The 14,706-nt window shown below is 61.7% G+C and carries 14 protein-coding genes and 4 pseudogenes; 8 read left to right on the forward strand and 10 right to left on the reverse strand.

Going from position 1 to position 14,706, the window contains the following annotated elements:
* The coding region (locus DN412_RS40075; RefSeq protein ID WP_341868106.1) for a cation transporting ATPase C-terminal domain-containing protein at positions 1 to 318 on the forward strand (318 nt) is incomplete at its 5' end.
* 251 nt (positions 319 to 569) lie between these two features.
* On the opposite strand, the gene DN412_RS40080 is transcribed toward DN412_RS40075, so the two are convergent.
* From DN412_RS40080 to DN412_RS40090, 3 genes are all read right to left on the reverse strand, one after another.
* Positions 570 to 830: a transcriptional regulator gene (locus DN412_RS40080; RefSeq protein ID WP_115216596.1), complete on the reverse strand. Its 261-nt coding sequence runs from the start codon at positions 828 to 830 to the stop codon at positions 570 to 572.
* A 122-nt stretch (positions 831 to 952) separates the two neighbouring features.
* Positions 953 to 1,333, reverse strand: a complete 381-nt coding sequence (locus tag DN412_RS40085; RefSeq protein ID WP_115216597.1) for an Hsp20/alpha crystallin family protein — start codon at positions 1,331 to 1,333, stop codon at positions 953 to 955.
* Positions 1,334 to 1,350: 17 nt separating this feature from the next.
* Positions 1,351 to 1,749, reverse strand: a complete 399-nt coding sequence (locus DN412_RS40090) for an Hsp20/alpha crystallin family protein (protein ID WP_115216598.1) — start codon at positions 1,747 to 1,749, stop codon at positions 1,351 to 1,353.
* 160 nt (positions 1,750 to 1,909) lie between these two features.
* Here DN412_RS40090 and DN412_RS40095 point away from each other — a divergent pair, with 160 nt between their 5' ends.
* The 3 genes and pseudogenes from DN412_RS40095 to DN412_RS40105 all read left to right on the forward strand — a co-directional run.
* Positions 1,910 to 2,866, forward strand: a complete 957-nt coding sequence (locus DN412_RS40095; protein WP_115216599.1) for a DnaJ C-terminal domain-containing protein — start codon at positions 1,910 to 1,912, stop codon at positions 2,864 to 2,866.
* A 3-nt stretch (positions 2,867 to 2,869) separates the two neighbouring features.
* Positions 2,870 to 3,163 (forward strand): chaperone modulator CbpM, encoded by a 294-nt coding sequence (locus DN412_RS40100; RefSeq protein WP_115216600.1) that lies wholly within the window; start codon positions 2,870 to 2,872, stop codon positions 3,161 to 3,163.
* A gap of 82 nt (positions 3,164 to 3,245) precedes the next feature.
* Positions 3,246 to 3,374, forward strand: a pseudogene (locus tag DN412_RS40105) (PIN domain-containing protein); the annotation flags it as partial.
* Positions 3,375 to 3,399: 25 nt separating this feature from the next.
* Here the strand turns inward: DN412_RS40105 and DN412_RS40110 are convergent.
* From DN412_RS40110 to DN412_RS40135, 6 genes are all read right to left on the reverse strand, one after another.
* On the reverse strand, positions 3,400 to 4,263 hold the full coding sequence (locus DN412_RS40110; protein ID WP_115216601.1) for an IclR family transcriptional regulator: 864 nt from the start codon (positions 4,261 to 4,263) through the stop codon (positions 3,400 to 3,402).
* A gap of 92 nt (positions 4,264 to 4,355) precedes the next feature.
* Positions 4,356 to 4,652: a DUF1330 domain-containing protein gene (locus DN412_RS40115; RefSeq protein ID WP_022540245.1), complete on the reverse strand. Its 297-nt coding sequence runs from the start codon at positions 4,650 to 4,652 to the stop codon at positions 4,356 to 4,358.
* Between the two features lie 11 nt (positions 4,653 to 4,663).
* Positions 4,664 to 5,119 (reverse strand): cupin domain-containing protein, encoded by a 456-nt coding sequence (locus tag DN412_RS40120; RefSeq protein ID WP_115216602.1) that lies wholly within the window; start codon positions 5,117 to 5,119, stop codon positions 4,664 to 4,666.
* A gap of 32 nt (positions 5,120 to 5,151) precedes the next feature.
* A complete protein-coding gene (locus DN412_RS40125) occupies positions 5,152 to 6,075 on the reverse strand; it encodes an NAD(P)-dependent oxidoreductase (RefSeq protein WP_115216603.1) in 924 nt (307 codons plus the stop codon).
* Positions 6,076 to 6,176: 101 nt separating this feature from the next.
* Entirely contained in the window at positions 6,177 to 7,721 is a 1,545-nt protein-coding gene (locus DN412_RS40130; RefSeq protein ID WP_115216604.1) for an acetolactate synthase large subunit, read from the reverse strand.
* A 43-nt stretch (positions 7,722 to 7,764) separates the two neighbouring features.
* Positions 7,765 to 9,174 carry an aldehyde dehydrogenase family protein gene (locus DN412_RS40135; protein ID WP_167471192.1) on the reverse strand — a complete coding sequence of 470 codons (1,410 nt, stop codon included), beginning with the start codon at positions 9,172 to 9,174 and terminating at the stop codon, positions 7,765 to 7,767.
* 309 nt (positions 9,175 to 9,483) lie between these two features.
* Here DN412_RS40135 and DN412_RS40140 point away from each other — a divergent pair, with 309 nt between their 5' ends.
* Both DN412_RS40140 and DN412_RS40145 read left to right on the forward strand, forming a co-directional pair.
* Positions 9,484 to 10,485, forward strand: coding sequence for a Bug family tripartite tricarboxylate transporter substrate binding protein (locus DN412_RS40140; RefSeq protein WP_115216606.1), 1,002 nt, complete (start codon positions 9,484 to 9,486; stop codon positions 10,483 to 10,485).
* Between the two features lie 77 nt (positions 10,486 to 10,562).
* A pseudogene (locus DN412_RS40145) lies at positions 10,563 to 10,997 on the forward strand (porin); the annotation flags it as partial.
* A 1,721-nt stretch (positions 10,998 to 12,718) separates the two neighbouring features.
* Here the strand turns inward: DN412_RS40145 and DN412_RS40160 are convergent.
* Positions 12,719 to 13,093 carry a PHA-granule associated protein 4 gene (locus DN412_RS40160; RefSeq protein WP_115216609.1) on the reverse strand — a complete coding sequence of 125 codons (375 nt, stop codon included), beginning with the start codon at positions 13,091 to 13,093 and terminating at the stop codon, positions 12,719 to 12,721.
* A gap of 180 nt (positions 13,094 to 13,273) precedes the next feature.
* On the opposite strand from DN412_RS40160, the pseudogene hfq reads away from it, so the two are divergent.
* Positions 13,274 to 13,504 (forward strand): annotated as a pseudogene (hfq, locus tag DN412_RS40165) (RNA chaperone Hfq); the annotation flags it as partial.
* 258 nt (positions 13,505 to 13,762) lie between these two features.
* Positions 13,763 to 14,269, forward strand: a pseudogene (locus DN412_RS40170) (DNA-binding protein); the annotation flags it as partial.
* Positions 14,270 to 14,706 lie beyond the last annotated feature (437 nt).

The following is a 14,706-nucleotide window of genomic DNA, read 5'->3' on the forward strand; positions in this document are numbered from 1 at the left end:
ACGGTCTTTCATGCCGGCGAGAGGCTCTTCCATACCGGTTGGTTCATTGAGTCCATGGCCACGCAGGTGCTGGTTATCTTCATCATCCGCACCCGTAGGAATCCTTTCAGGAGCTACCCGAATCCGTGGCTCATCGCCTGTTCACTGGCGGTGGTGGCGGTGGCCGTGCTGCTGCCGTTCACCTCTGCTGGCGTGCATCTCGGTTTCGTCGCGCCGCCGGCATTCTTCTTTCTCATCCTCGTTGCCATGCTGTTCTTCTATCTGTTGGCGGTGGAAGGCATGAAACAATGGTTCTTCCGTCGCTTTGCAGCAGAGTGACGCAGAAGGGTGAATTCTTATCCCAGCTACGCCGTCCCTCATCGCAACAAAGCCATCTGAACGGCACTCCCGGCAGCAACCGTTTGAACTCCACCCCAGGGATCTCGTCCCAAGGAAGACTGCAGGCAATGTGGCAGGAGAATCTGTTCCTCCAGCTTCATGCGCATCGACTGGATATGCCTGTTTCCAGGTGACTATCCAATCGGGCAGGTAGTCCTATTTCGCCCGCCGCGCCAATAGCACGCAGGATCTCATTCTGAATTATCGAAGATGCCGGCTTCGAGATCTTTCCTGAAATGCTGAACCCAATCGGTTTCATAGCCGATGGGGTATTCCCTTGTAGCTCGTGTAGATAGTCTGGTTACCGTGACGTAGCCCTGTAAACCGAAGTTCTCGTCGCCCTTTGGGTCAGTCGTATCGGTTTCCAGGAGTTCGAAATCATCTGCTGCCAGACCATGACGCTGCAAGGTTGCACGAAAGTCCTGTTGCTCATCCGGTTCGATCAGTCGCATCGTCGGCCCCTCACTGTTCAAAGGGGCGAAGACCGGAACTCTCTTTGAACGATTCCAGTTTCATGTCAGCCCTCCTACGTGTGTGTAGCCATGGGTGATGCCCACGACCCGCTCGGCTTACATCACGCCACCTTGACATCAATGCGGCCAGGTTGCGCGTATTCGGCTTTCGGGATGCGCAGCTTGAGCACGCCGTGGTTGAACTCGGCAACGACCTTTTCGGCATCTAGTTCCTTGGATAGCGTGAACACGCGCCGGTAACGAGGCAGGGAAACCTCCACGTAACTGGCTTCCATGCCTTCCGGCAGATCCAGGACGACTTCGCCCTTGATGGTCAGGATATCGCCTTGCACCTGCACGACCAGCTGGTCCTTGGGCACACCCGGCAGATCGGCGTACAAGGTGATGCCTGCAGCGTTCTCATACACGTTCACCGGCGGCATCAGGGCCGCTTCAGTGCTGCCAGTGTCGGCTTGCTTGGTGACAGCAGTAGTTTCGCTCATGGCCAGATCCTCCTCGCTCACTGGATGCTGATTTGGCGCGGCTGCGCGGCTTCGAGGCGCTGGATGCTGATGTGCAGCACGCCGTCGCGGTACTTGGCCTCCACCGCATTGGGATTCACGTCGTTTGGTAGGCTCACCACACGGCGGAAGCGGCCGGCGAAGCGTTCATCGATATGCACGGAGGTTTGCTCGTCCTTGTCGGGGAGATCGGACTTGCGCTCGCCGACAATGGTCAGCACGCTCTTCACCAGCTNAGCGTAGATTTCCACCGAGTGGGGTGTGCCGCCTACATTCATGGCCGGAAAACTGACCCGACCGCGAATGCTGGGAGACAGCTCGAATGGCTGCTGCAACTCGCGCTGCAGGCGTTCCAGTTCTGAGAATACGTCACGGGGAAACAACGATCGATACATCATGTTTGCCTCCATTCGCTTTCGCGCGGGCGCCATATTCTGACGCCCCCGGTTGCAATGGTAAGGCTTCGCTTGGGGATTTCAAGTTCTTGATTTGACTGAGCTTCGGCATCATTCTTCCGAGGAGAAGGTCAGCCCTCGAGGCCGGAAAAGGGGAACATGCATGGAGTTCCAGGACTACTACAAGACGCTGGGGGTGGCACGCGATGCCACGGCGGAGGACATCAAGAAGGCGTTCCGCAAGCTCGCGCGCAAGTTCCATCCGGACGTTTCCAAGGAGTTGGATGCCGAACTGCGCATGAGGCAGCTCAACGAGGCCTACGCCGTGCTCTCCGACCCGGAAAAGCGCGCCGCGTACGCTCAATTGGAGCGAGGCTATCAGCCCGGCCAAGCGTTCCGTCCGCCGCCGGACTGGGACACCGGCTTCGAGTTCTCCAGTCGGGGCTTCTCGCCCCAGGAAGAGGCCGATTTCAGCGACTTCTTCGCCGAGCTGTTTGGCCATGTGGGGGGCAGCAGGCACCGCGGCTTCCATACACACGGCGGCAACTTCCAGTCACGCGGTATGGATCACCACGCGAAGGTGCTGCTGGACCTGGAGGACGCCTTTAGCGGCGCCACCCGTCAACTTTCGCTGCGGGTGCCAAGCATGGACGCCCAGGGCGGAGTGCAGCTGAGGAGCCGGATCCTCAGCGTGAAAATTCCCAAAGGCGTGCGCGAAGGTCAGCTCATCCGTCTGGCCGGGCAGGGGGCGCCGGGGATCGGCGGTGCGCCGGCGGGGGATCTTTTTCTGGAGGTGCATTTCAAACCGCACGACCAACTGAAAGTGAAGGGGCGAAATCTACACCTCACGCTACCGGTGGCGCCATGGGAGGCGGCGCTGGGGGCGGTGGTGCCCATCGATTTACCTGGGGGCGGACTGAAGGTGCGCCTTCCCCCTGGCGCCCAGAGCGGCAGCGAGCTACGTGTGCGCGGCAAGGGCATTCCCGCTAATCCACCGGGCGATCTGCTGCTGGACATCCAGGTGGTGTTGCCGCCGGCAAACACCCCCAAGGCGCGGGAGCTTTATGAAACCATGGCACGGGAATTGACCTTTAATCCGCGCCCGGATAGGAGAGCCTGACCCATGTCTGATGATGACGTTCTCATCGGCTGCCTGATGGAAGACGCTTGGCTGACTCTGGAGCAAGTGGCGGCAGCCTGCATGGTAGAACCAGAGTGGCTAACGCGGCATGTAGATGAGGGCTTGTTCCCCCATGCCGTAAGTGTCGCTGGCGTCTGGCGGTTTCCCAGCGCCAGTTCTCGACGGGCGCGGCGCATGCGGCAGTTGGAGCGTGACTTTGACGCCATACCGGAACTGGCCGCTCTGGTGGCCGACCTGCTGGAAGAAATGGATGATCTGCAAGCGCGGCTGCGTTGATGATGCTCGCGTCAACAGCAAAGCCCTCGCCTTGAACTAGCTCACGCCGGATGATCTAGCGGCTACCGCGGGGGATGTGTTGCTGCCTGACCCTGACGATCGACATGTGGTTGCGGCCGCAATTCATAGCGGCTCTGAGGCAATCATCACGTTTAATATGAAGGACTTCCCGGAAGCCGCACTCAAGGAGTTCAACGTCGAGGCGATCCATCAGGCGGCAATGTAGCAGATCAGGCTTATGTTGTCGGATCGGCCAATGACGAGGCGAACGACAGGTTGCTCCCACAAGATCGCGAGATGCTCACGCTTGCCTCGACCAGCGCTTTGATTGCCTTTGTCTTAATGCGCCGGACATCAGGGCTTGCGCCGATTAGCGTCAGACACGCGACTGCCTCGTTCTGAACATCGAGGATCGGCGCGCTCATGGCTGACAGTCCTGGGATGAGAACCGATTCCGCTTCGTCGTATCCGACTCGCCGGATAGTCGAAAGACGCTCAAGCAACTTCACTGGCGGCTGTTCATGGTTCTTCGAAACGGCCAACTCGATCAGGTCATCTCTGACCTGATCGGGGGTGAAGGCGAGCAGCACGCGACCCGTTGCCGAATTTGTCAATTGGAAGGTCGAGCCCACCGACAACGTAGTAATGAACGGCACATAGCTGCGTTCCCATCGCACGATAGTGGGGCCGCGATCGCCGAGCACACACAGGAGGGCGGGCAATCCCGTGCTAGAAACTAGCTGTGGCATCGCTTCACTGGCGAGGCGCAGATGATCAACACGCGCGAGGGCGGAAGCGCCGATGCGTACCGCCGTCGGCCCAAGATCGTAGAGACCGGTGACTTCATTCTGTACCGCGAGACCGCTTGCCATTAGGCTCGCGAGGTAGCGATGCGCGAGGCTGTTTGGCATGCCGATGGCGCGCGCCAGGTCTCGGAGGGGTGTCGCCTTACCCGCCTCGACAAGCGCAAGAAGAACCTCCGTTGCCTTGTCGGCCGACTGAATCCGGCGTCGTCCTCCGCCATTGCCGGCAGCAGTCGGTGGCGGGTCGTCCGCCGACACTGCCGATGGTTCTGCGATGGTTTTTTTTGCTTCTGTCAAAGCCGTCGATACTCCTCTCGGAAGGGGGGCGAACCTCGGATTCAGGGTGCGCGAACGACTTTTGAGTTTATCACGGGCAATGACACGGGAATTCAGCCAGCTCCAGGCAAGCAGATGACGCGCGCATCGGCATTGCGGAGGCGGAGCGGCAAAATGCGCTGATAGTCTGTGGAGGTGTACCAGGCCGTGGCGTCCTCGGGGCTCTCGAACTCCAGAACCACGAACGTCCCGGTTTTGGCGTTGCCCTCGAGCACGTGGGGCGTGCCTCCCCGAATCAGGAACACGCCGCCATATGAATCCAGCGTGGGCTGGACCTTGCTGGCGTACTCATCCCACTCCGCGCCGGGGGAATGGATGTCTACTTCGGCAAAAATGTAACCTTTCGTCATGTCGTCTCGCGTCAGAAGGATGAGGTGAAGTTCGTTGGAGGGTCGCAGGCCACCGTTCCCATCTTTGCCGGAATCGAGACTTCGAGAAGCTCGAGGTCTGGTGAGATCGCCAGCTCGTTGTGCCTGAGTCCGCCAGGGATCAGGAGAGATTCTCCCGCGCTGACGCGAATATGGCGGCCGTCCTCGAAGACCAGGTCGACCCAGCCGCGCAGCGTATAAATGAACTGCGAATCGCAGAGGTGATAGTGCCACCCGGTTTGCTGCATTTCGCCCGTTGCAAGAGTTATCTGCGCGCGCATGCGGCCATCCGTGGCAGTCGTCACGCCCAGGTCCCGATACTTGAAGAATGAGCGGCGTCCCGGCACCAGTGGCGCCGTTTCGGGCGTGGCATAGGAAAGCCTTTGCGCAAGCGCTTCGGCGTCGGCAATCGACGTGGCGGAATGAACGTGTTCGGTGGATGAGTCCATGGTCTGCTCCGTGGGTGTTGTCGTTGTTAAATTTACTGATTGGCGGGTTGTCGCCGTGGTGCCCCGCGTACCAGCACGTTGGCGCGTTCTTCCACGCTCTTGATGATTGAAGTGAAATCGTCCTGGCTGCGTCCTTCTTCCATTGCCGTTTGCCAGACGCCCCGGGCCTGCTCTAGAACGCGCGCCGGTACGCCCAGATTGCGGGCCTCTGTGATGGCGAGCTCCACATCCTTTGCGAGAATCGACATGTGTGCCCCGAAGTCGAACGATCCGGGGAGGGCGAAGCGAGCAAGTATGTCTGCTGCCGCGCTCTGGCCGGTGCTGGATCGGATGACGTCAGCCATGGCGTCGGCGTTCAGGCCTGCTTTGGCGCCCATCGCCAACGCCTCCGATGCAACGACCATGTTGGCGGCCAGCATGATGTTGTTCACCAGCTTCATCGCCTGTGCCTGGCCGGGCTGATCGCCCAGGTTGTGAATCGTATTCGCGATGCGATCCAGCGAGGGCATGGCGCGTGCAATGTCATGGCTCGCGCCGGCAAGCATGATGGACAGCGTGCCCGCACGCGCGGCGGACGGCCCACCACTGACTGGCGCGTCCACCGTGGCGATATGCTGACGCTGAAGTCTCTGTGCGATGGAGGACACCGCAGTCGGACCGATCGTCGACATCTCGACGTACATCTGCAGCGCCTTGCCGGCCTCAACGCCGTCCTGGCCGAAAATCGCCGCTTCGCATACCGCCTGGCTTGGCAGGCAGGCCATGACGATGGCGGCGGCATCCGCCACCGAACGCGGATTGGCATGCGCCACCGCGCCAGCGTCCACAAGTCGCGACACGGCTTCCGCGTTAGGGTCGTAGACGTGCAGTCGGCACCCGGGATGAATAAGCCGCATTGCCATCGCGGCACCCATGTTGCCAAGGCCTAAAAAGCCGACGTGGGTAATCTCGCTCACGTTCGTATGTCTCCGTATCTGGGTAGATTTCCGCGCACCGCGTCTACCAGTTGGTGCCGCGCGCGGCGTGCTTCGGGTAACTTTGCCGTGCCGGCCTTCACTCAGATCAACAGTTCGATCAGGAAGGGGCCGTCCTGGCGGAAGCTCTGCTTCATGAGGTCGGCGCACTGCTCGAGCGTCGTTGCGTGTGCGGCCTCCACCCCCATGCCGTTGGCGAGCCTGACCCAGTCGAGATCGGGATTCGAAAGGTCCAGCATGCTCATGGCCGTGGGCCCCGGTAATGCCCCGACGTTCTCGTATTCGCCGATCAGGATGTTGTACTTGCGGTTGGCCAACAGAATCGTCGTGCAGGGGAGTCGTTCACGTGCCTGCGTCCAAAGCGACTGAAGCGAATACATCGCCGAGCCGTCAGCCTGCAGGCTGATGACCCGTCTCGAGCCCCCACAGGCCACCGCCGCGCCGGTTGCAACCGGGAGTCCGTCGCCAATGGCACCGCCGGTCAGTGAGAGCCAGTCATGTGGTGCTGCAGCGTGGGTGAATCGGTAGAAGCTGCGGCCATACGAAATGCTTTCGTCCGATACGATCGCGTTCTCCGGCATCACGGCGGCTATCGTCTGGGCCAGCCCTTCAGGCGTGGGAGTACCCGTAACGATTTGCGGGCAGGGCTCTGAGGGCGGCATATCGACCGCTGGCGCGTTCAGCGCCTCCGCCAGCGCGAGCAGGGCCACTTCTGGATGCTGGTCGATGCGCGATAAATGATGAATCTGGGCTTCGCGCGGATACTGGAGGGACGGCTTGCCGGGATAGGCGAAGAATCCGACCGGTGGCCTGGCGTTGACCAGGATGATGTGCCGGAACGATGCCATCATCGTGATGGCTTGATCGGTGTTGTAGGGCACCCGCTCGATCGGCAGACGGCCTCGTCCACGCGAGACCCGCCCCATCACATACTCGTACTTCAGGGTCGCGCCCGTCGCGGTGGCAATGCGCCAGGCGAGCGCCTGCGCTTCGGGCAGCGCGCATTCGCCGCCAAGCAGGATCAGCACGTCATTGCTGTTCTGGCGCAGAATGCGCGCCGCGTTATCGACGGCAAACGTATCGATCGATGGCGCTGACGGTACGGGCAATGCGCGCGCGGCAACGCCGCCCGCATCCCACGACGTATCGGAAGGAAGGATCAGTGTGGCGATCTGTCCGGGCGCGGTGCGCGCAGCGGCTGCCGCGGCGGCCGCATCACGACCGACGTCGGCTGCGGACTGGCTCGTGCGGACCCATGCCGATACGGCGCCCGCGAGCGCGGCCGTATCGGCAGTGAGTGGCGCATCATACGGACGGTGATAGGTCGCCTGATCTCCCACGATGTTGACGACCGCGCTATTGGCACGGCGAGCGTTGTGAAGGTTCGCCCAGCCGTTGGCAAGTCCCGGGCCGCAATGCAATAGCGTGCTCGCGGGCTTCCGGGCCATGCGGAAATAGCCGTCGGCCATGCCGGTAACGACGTTCTCCTGCAGTCCCAGCACACACCGCATACCTGGAATCTGATCCAGGGCCGCGACGAAATGCATTTCGCTGGTGCCGGGATTGGCGAAGCAGGTATCGATGCCCGACTCGAGCAGCGTGGTGACCAGACTTTCGGCGCCATTCATGTTGTGTGTTCTCTCCGGTTCGATGAAGGTGAGTCGCGTGGGGTCAGCGCGAGCGGGCAGGATCCGTCCAGCCGGAAACCGCCTTGGCTTCAAGAAACTCCTCGATGCCCCAGATCCCGCCTTCGCGGGCACGTCCGGACGCCTTGATGCCACCGAAAGGAGATCCCGGTGCGCGCGGCCTGCCATTCATCTCCACCATGCCCGAACGCAGCCGGCCCGCGACGCGGCGGCATCGTTCGTCATCAGTCGATTGCACGTAATTGGCCAGCCCATACGGCGTATCGTTCGCGATGGCGATCGCCTCTTCCTCGGTGTCGAAAGGAATGATCGAGAGCACAGGGCCGAAGATCTCCTCGCGGGCGATGGTCATCTGGTTGGTCACGTCGGCGAAAACGGTTGGCCGCACGAAGTAGCCACATTCGTGCGCTTCGGGACGCCCGGGGCCGCCTGCAACAAGTCGCGCGCCCTCCGCCATGCCTGTCTCGATCATCTCCTGGACTTTCCTGAATTGCGCCGCCGAGGTCAGCGGGCCGAAGAACTTCCCCGGCGCGTGCGCCGCCTCGGCCGCGAAGTTCTCGGCGATTTCCCGGGCCTCGTCGACTACGCGCGCATAGACTGAGCGCTCGACCAGCATGCGGGTAGGGGCGTTGCAGCTTTGGCCGGTGTTCTTGAAGCAATGGAGCACTCCGCGTCTGACCGCATCCGCATCCGCGTCGGCAAAGACGAGGTTGGCCCCTTTTCCGCCGAGCTCAAGCACCACCCGCTTGAGCGTTTCGGCTGCGGCCTTTGATATGGCGATGCCAGCACGGGTCGAGCCCGTGAAGCTGATCATGTCGATATCGGGATGGGACGACAGGCGCGCGCCGACTCCCGTGCCGTCCCCGTTCACGAGATTAAACACACCGTTCGGAAAGCCGGCTTCCTCGATGAATTCGGCAAAGAGCATCGAGGAGAGCGGCGCGATCTCGGATGGCTTCAGCACGACAGTGCATCCGGCCAGCAATGCGGGCACGACTTTCAGCGTGACCTGATTCATGGGCCAGTTCCACGGGGTGATGAGACCGGCGACGCCGATCGGCTCCATCAGGATCCGATCGCTGGGTGCATGCGTGCCGAGGGAACGTTCGAACGAGAACGTGCGAAACGCGGTAATGAAGTTCCTCATGTGATACGCGCCGGCACCGACATGTTCGGCCCGCGCCATGTCGACGGGCGCCCCCATCTCAAGGCTGATCATCCGCGCCATTTCCGCGGCGCGTCGTTCGTAGATGTCCAGCAGGCACTCGACCAGCCGAAGCCGCTTGCCCGGGTCAGTGCGACACCAGCCCGAGAAGGCTTGCCTTGCCGCCTGCACCGCCCGGTCGGCATCGATGGCTTCACCGATGGATATCACCGCGCAGGGTTGCTCGGTGGATGGGTCGATCACCGCCAGGTCTTGGCGACGTGCGGGCATTACCCACTCCCCATCGATATGGAATTGTCTCTTTTCAAGCACGTTGTCTCTCGTAGTTTTTGCGTTGCGGCGTACCGATCGCGGTCGGGATGCTGCCGATGAATCGAACGGTAGAGCATCGAATGCTTCTTGTAAATAGGGTCACTGCGTTATCCATAGGATAATTTTCGATGAAGGTGTCCGCAGCGCACTTTTTCCTTTTGTTGTCCTATGGATAACGTGTAATCCCTATTTACAACCGATGGCGGTCCGTCTATGGTTCGACCGACGGCGCTTCCGACCGCAATCACAATCCAGGAGACATTCACCATGACCCACCGCTTCAGCCTTTCTCATTTCCGTTCACGCCGCGCCGTATTGGCGCTGGCGGCCGCCATGCTGGCTGGTGCGGCGTTTCCGGCCGCGAGCCAGAGTCCCGCGTGGCCGGCACGGCCCATCCGCCTAGTGGTCGGCTTCGCTCCCGGCGGCGGAACGGACGTGATGGCGCGTGCGATTGCACAGTTGCTGAATGAAGCACTGGGGCAGACAGTGATCGTCGACAACAAGCCAGGGGCGAGCGGCAACCTGGCGGTCGGCGAAGTCGTGAGGGCGGCGCCGGACGGGTACACGTTTCTGATTGCGCCCACCTCGGTTGAGACGGCCAACCCATATCTGTTCAAGTCGAATCTCGTCCCGTCCCGGGATCTGACGCCCGTCATGGCGATCGGACGCGCCCAGATGTATCTGGTCGCCCGTCCAACGCTTGAGGCCAGGGACGCCAAGCAGTTCATCGCTTTGGCGAAGTCGCAGCCGGGCAAGATCACCATGGCGTCGGCCGGTACCGGTACGGCACCGCATCTCGCCGCCGAGCTATTGAACCAGAGCATCGGCACGTCGATCACGCATGTGCCATACAAAGGCTCCGCCCCTGCGCTGCAGGATGTGATGGCCGGTCAGACGGACGTCGTATTCGACCCGGGGATTGGTTTCCCCCACATCCGAAGTGGCAAGGTCAAGCTGCTGGCAGTGGCGAGCGAGAGCAGGTCGCCGTTCTTTCCGGACGCGCCGTCATACGCGGACCTGGGCATCCGCAATGCGAGTCTTGATATCTGGTTCGGGGTCTGGTCACCGAATAAGGTCCCGGCCGACATCAGCGAGCGCTTCTCTGCGGCGTTAAAGAAGGTGTTGGCCTCGCCAGTGCTCAGGCAACGGTTCGGGCAACTCGGCGCCGAACCGGTGGCACTTGACAAGCCAGCTTTCCGAAACCTGCTGACTGACGAGAGCAGGCGGCTGTCAACGCTGATCAGGGAGCGCGGGATCGTCGTCGAGTAAGCACCCCAGCGGCCTCCCGCCTCTGATTGTCCCGGACCCCTGCGGTCCGATTCCATATCAGCCTCCAGCAACCGGTCATCCGTGGCCGGAAGGGGAAGTGTTGGTGGCCACACCGCTGGCGCTGGGCGGCTTGCGCAGTCGATGCACAAACCAGTGTGACGCATTATGGCGTGCTCGATAGCAACGCGAAGTACGTCACCAACATGTCGAAGGTCACACCCAGCACAGCGAACGGTCTGGCGCTGGGTCTTGGCAAGGGCTTAGCGCGAATGACGTCGGGCGGACTGTCCGGCTCGCGCTGGGGCCTACGTGGAACCGAGGACCACGGACCCGGACTCAAGGCACTGTTAGTGCTGGAGAGCGGCTTCGGTGTCGACGACGGGAGGTCGCAGCAGGGCGGGCGCCTGTTCGGACGCCAGGCTTATGTCGGGCTCGAGCATGCGGTCGCTGGAAAACTGACGTTCGGTCGGCAATACACATCTCTCTTTGAAGCTTCGGCTGTACATCGTCCGCACGCGACCTAACCTCAAACAGGTCCGCATCCGGCACGCGCACACGGTCAATCACGGCGGTGCCCGAGCCGGTGAGCTTCTGGCCGAAGCCTTCCCAGTCGTCATCGAGCTTCACGCCCGGCGCCGACGCCGCGAAGAACGGACGAATCTTGCCCTGCTCCGGCTCGACCGCGCTGGAGAACAGGTAGTCGGCGTAGAGATTGCCGGTCGAATAAATATACTGGCGCTGCCTTTCCCGCGCCGTCTGCGGAGCGTCGGCGGTTTCCCGCAGCGAATCGAGATAATCTCCCACCAGTGCGACACACTCGTCGAAGCTCCTGTTGAAACTAATCCGCTGGATCCTGCCGAACTGCTCGCGCATGCTCGGCGGCCCGGCCTCGACCTGCTCCACACACTTGCACAGGTTGTGACGCCGCGTCACGAAGCGGCCCCAGCGACTTGCGGGTCGCCATCGCAGCGAGCGCATCCTGGGTCGACCAAATCTTGGCGAGGGTTCCACGGTCGGCAGCAGCCAGGCTGCATTGCACCACGGTAAGCGGGCGATCGACATCATTCAGGATCTGGGCTGACGTCACTGACCACCTCAGGGGACCCCTCGTATTCCACCCCATCGAGCAGGGTGACCGGGCCGGGGATTGCACGATTACACAGGGGGGCGGGGCGCCGAAGCGGCCGGCCTCGTGCCACAGCCACGGGATACTTCGCTCTGGAGGGTGTGGTGCGCCGGCTCAATTGCGCTATTCCCTGGAAGATCGGGCTGGAGAAATTGGTGTCGCCCCCTCCATCGGAATGCTGGCCGACGTGCTCAGCAGAGCCGACCAGCGAGTAGGAATCCTGGCCGAATAGGCTGACGCCGCCGCGTCGCCGGACAGGTCAGCGAACGCGCCTCTGCCTCGTTGACGGTGCCGGCTCAGCCTCCGCAGTCGGATGTGGTGCGCCTGCACAGCTTGGCCGCCGCCATCAAGCATGGCCGGCATATTGTTTGCTATAAGGAAGGCAAGCCCGCGCCTTGCCAATGGTGGGAGGGCAATTTTCTTACTCTGGGTAGCGTAGGTGGGCACATGAAGCCGATAGTTCACCATTTTCATGCGCAGGCGCCCCATCATGGGGCGAGATATTACTTCACACTTGCAGCCTGCTTAGTGGCCTCGGGCGTAGCCTATGTTGTCTGGGCACTTCTGCGGTAGACGGTGAACACGCCAAAGGCATGGGACCAAAGGCGCGGGCGAAGCAGGCAAACAAACACAGGATGCGAACATGCTGAGTCCCCATGAAATCGCCACACTGATCTTGGTCAAGGATTGTTCTGACCCTTTTTGCTTGGACCCCACGGCAATTGATGCGCTGGTAGGGCACCAACTCGTCACGATAGAAAAAGGCTCCTCAGGCCAAGCAAGCCCTCGTCTCACCCATCGCGGACAGTCCATCCTCAAAGCAGTCGGGCGAGGCTAAGGCGCACCTCCTATGCGACATAGGGCGGACCAGCTCGTGCGTATTGCCGACCACCGACTGTATGAAGCAAAAGCTGCTGGTCGAAACACCGTAATCCCTCAGCAAGCGCTTGTTCCTCCTCCTATGGGGACGGGCTCGCGCTAGCGGACTCGAAGACCGAAAAAGTCCTGGCCCGGCGTGTTCCTCGATTACGATTTCATACCCATTTCGAAGACTGGACGGCCTCAATCTCAGCCGTCCGCGACCGTTGGTGTTGTATTGTGGCGGCGCTATTCAGTCCAGACCGCATCGACGTCCCGCTGCAGATGCCCGGCAAGTATGTAGTCCCCCAACTTCGCCGCCTTTGCTTCCAAGCTCTCCAACACATCTGCCGGCAAGTCGTTGAGCTCAAACTGGCAGTAAAGATTCCGCTGCCGAAACGTCGTCTTTGGCCGCAACAGGCCGGCGACCAATGCAGCCGGCGAGTTGACGGCAATATTTTCGTGCCCGCGATACTCAACGCGTATTCCGCGCTTGTTGCCAAGCCGGCCGAGCTCGATTGCGTCTTGCCAGGCAGACTCGTAGTCCAAATTCACTACCGTGACTCCCTCTGTTTCCAGGAGCCTCAGTGCCTCCCCTTTGGTGCCAGCTCGAGCTGTCGCCATTCTCTCCTCCACTGCACGCCGGGCGTGTGGCTATTCGTTCGCTTCTTGCGCCCTGGTCCTATATTGCACGGCAACATTGTAAGTGTGGGCAGCCTCCCGTGCCGGATGCGGTGCCGCGAGCGTGCATAATGCCGGGGAACTCTGATCTTGGCGGGCTCCGCCCGCGCCATGTGAATGGACATGCAGCCTAAGCAAGCTCTTCCTCAAAATGACTTCCTGAATGCAGCACGCAAAGAGCGAAAGCGTGTGGAGGTATACCTGGTCAACGGTGTCCGGCTCATTGGTGCAATTGAGTCGTTCGACCAGTTCGTGGTGATGCTGAGTTCGCCCGGCGGCGGCATGCAGACCATTTACAAGAGCGCGATATCGACCATTCAAGTGCAATCGGGAGTACGTCTGTCTGGCGCCCGTACGGCGAATGACAGTGAGTCCACGACGCCTTCTGTGGTCGAGCGGAAGCGTCGGCCGATTACAACTGCCGGCGGAGGCAAATAACGCGTCCCTGCAACACGCAACCTACGATAAGGCTGCTGCTCAACACCTGCAGAAAACAATCAGGCGCGTTTAAAGGAGGGCGGCTATGCGTATCAGCTTGCAAGTCGTAGCGCGGGCGCACGCGCGTCACCATCGAGCATCCGGACTTGCCCGGCGCACTGAAGCAGGTCGCCGCGGCAGCTGGCGGAGCTGCGTACCCAATTCTCGACCGAGCTCGAGCGCGCCCGCGAGCAGGTGACCCTCGCGCAGGAACGGGCCGAGGCCAGCGAGCGGCGCGCGTTGCGCGAACTGGACCAGGAGCGCACCGCGCGCCAGAAGAGCGAGCGCGCCGCCGAAGAGTTGCGATCGGAACTGGCGGCGGCGCGCAGCGAGTCCCGGGATGCGGCCGTGGCGCAGGCCGAAGCCCGCGTCCGGCTCGAAGCTCAGGCCGCGGCACAGGCCGATCGGCTCGCGGCCGCCGAGCGGGCGCAGCGAACCGGCAGCGAGCTGGAAGCGGTGCAGGCGGAGCTCGCCGCCGCGCAGCGCCGGGCCGAACGCGCCCAAGCCGAAGCGGCGCTCGCGCGTCAGCTGCTGGCAGAATTGCGTGTGGCGCCTCGCGAGCGGGAGGGTGGTGGTGGGCGGCGGCGCAAGGCCGGCCCGGCGCCGTCGAAAAGCAAGCGCTGGAGGCGGGCGCATAGTTGAAATGGGCGGCGGCATACGCGGCATTGCACACCCATACTTCTTCCCCGTCCTTATAGAAGGTGACCCATTTGCCGTCGCTGACGCAGTGGGCGCCAGGGAAGATTTCGTCATGGCCGTTCGGGCCGTCCAGCGGAAAGGGCGCGTGAGGCGTGGCCCAGTAATGGCCGCTCGGTAGTCCGGCGCTCGAGTCGTTGAGAAGGGTGGCCTCGAGCAACGCCATGATCGGTAGCGCGTGGCCCAGCGGGCGGGCGACCAGCTCGATGCTCATCCAGGTCGTGGGTCGATGCATAAGTGCCAAAAAAGTCTCTTTCACATTCTTTTCAAAAATGCTTGCAAGGCAGGCATCCAGGTATTAAGATTCGCCCCCTCGTTCGCAAGGCACCGCGCAACGAGGTGTGGGAAAAGACCTGCAAGGATTAACTCGACTCGAAAGAGCG

The sequence above is a fragment of the Cupriavidus lacunae genome, from assembly GCF_003353055.1.
Taxonomy (GTDB): Bacteria; Pseudomonadota; Gammaproteobacteria; order Burkholderiales; family Burkholderiaceae; genus Cupriavidus; species Cupriavidus lacunae.

Coding starts and splice junctions, on each gene's coding strand:
- DN412_RS40080 (WP_115216596.1), bottom strand. CDS start 830: ATGCGACTGATCGAACCGGATGAGCAACAGGACTTTCGTGCAACCTTG.
- DN412_RS40085 (WP_115216597.1), bottom strand. CDS start 1,333: ATGAGCGAAACTACTGCTGTCACCAAGCAAGCCGACACTGGCAGCACT.
- DN412_RS40095 (WP_115216599.1), top strand. CDS start 1,910: ATGGAGTTCCAGGACTACTACAAGACGCTGGGGGTGGCACGCGATGCC.
- DN412_RS40100 (WP_115216600.1), top strand. CDS start 2,870: ATGTCTGATGATGACGTTCTCATCGGCTGCCTGATGGAAGACGCTTGG.
- DN412_RS40115 (WP_022540245.1), bottom strand. CDS start 4,652: ATGACGAAAGGTTACATTTTTGCCGAAGTAGACATCCATTCCCCCGGC.
- DN412_RS40120 (WP_115216602.1), bottom strand. CDS start 5,119: ATGGACTCATCCACCGAACACGTTCATTCCGCCACGTCGATTGCCGAC.
- DN412_RS40130 (WP_115216604.1), bottom strand. CDS start 7,721: ATGAATGGCGCCGAAAGTCTGGTCACCACGCTGCTCGAGTCGGGCATC.
- DN412_RS40135 (WP_167471192.1), bottom strand. CDS start 9,174: ATGCCCGCACGTCGCCAAGACCTGGCGGTGATCGACCCATCCACCGAG.
- DN412_RS40140 (WP_115216606.1), top strand. CDS start 9,484: ATGACCCACCGCTTCAGCCTTTCTCATTTCCGTTCACGCCGCGCCGTA.
- DN412_RS40160 (WP_115216609.1), bottom strand. CDS start 13,093: ATGGCGACAGCTCGAGCTGGCACCAAAGGGGAGGCACTGAGGCTCCTG.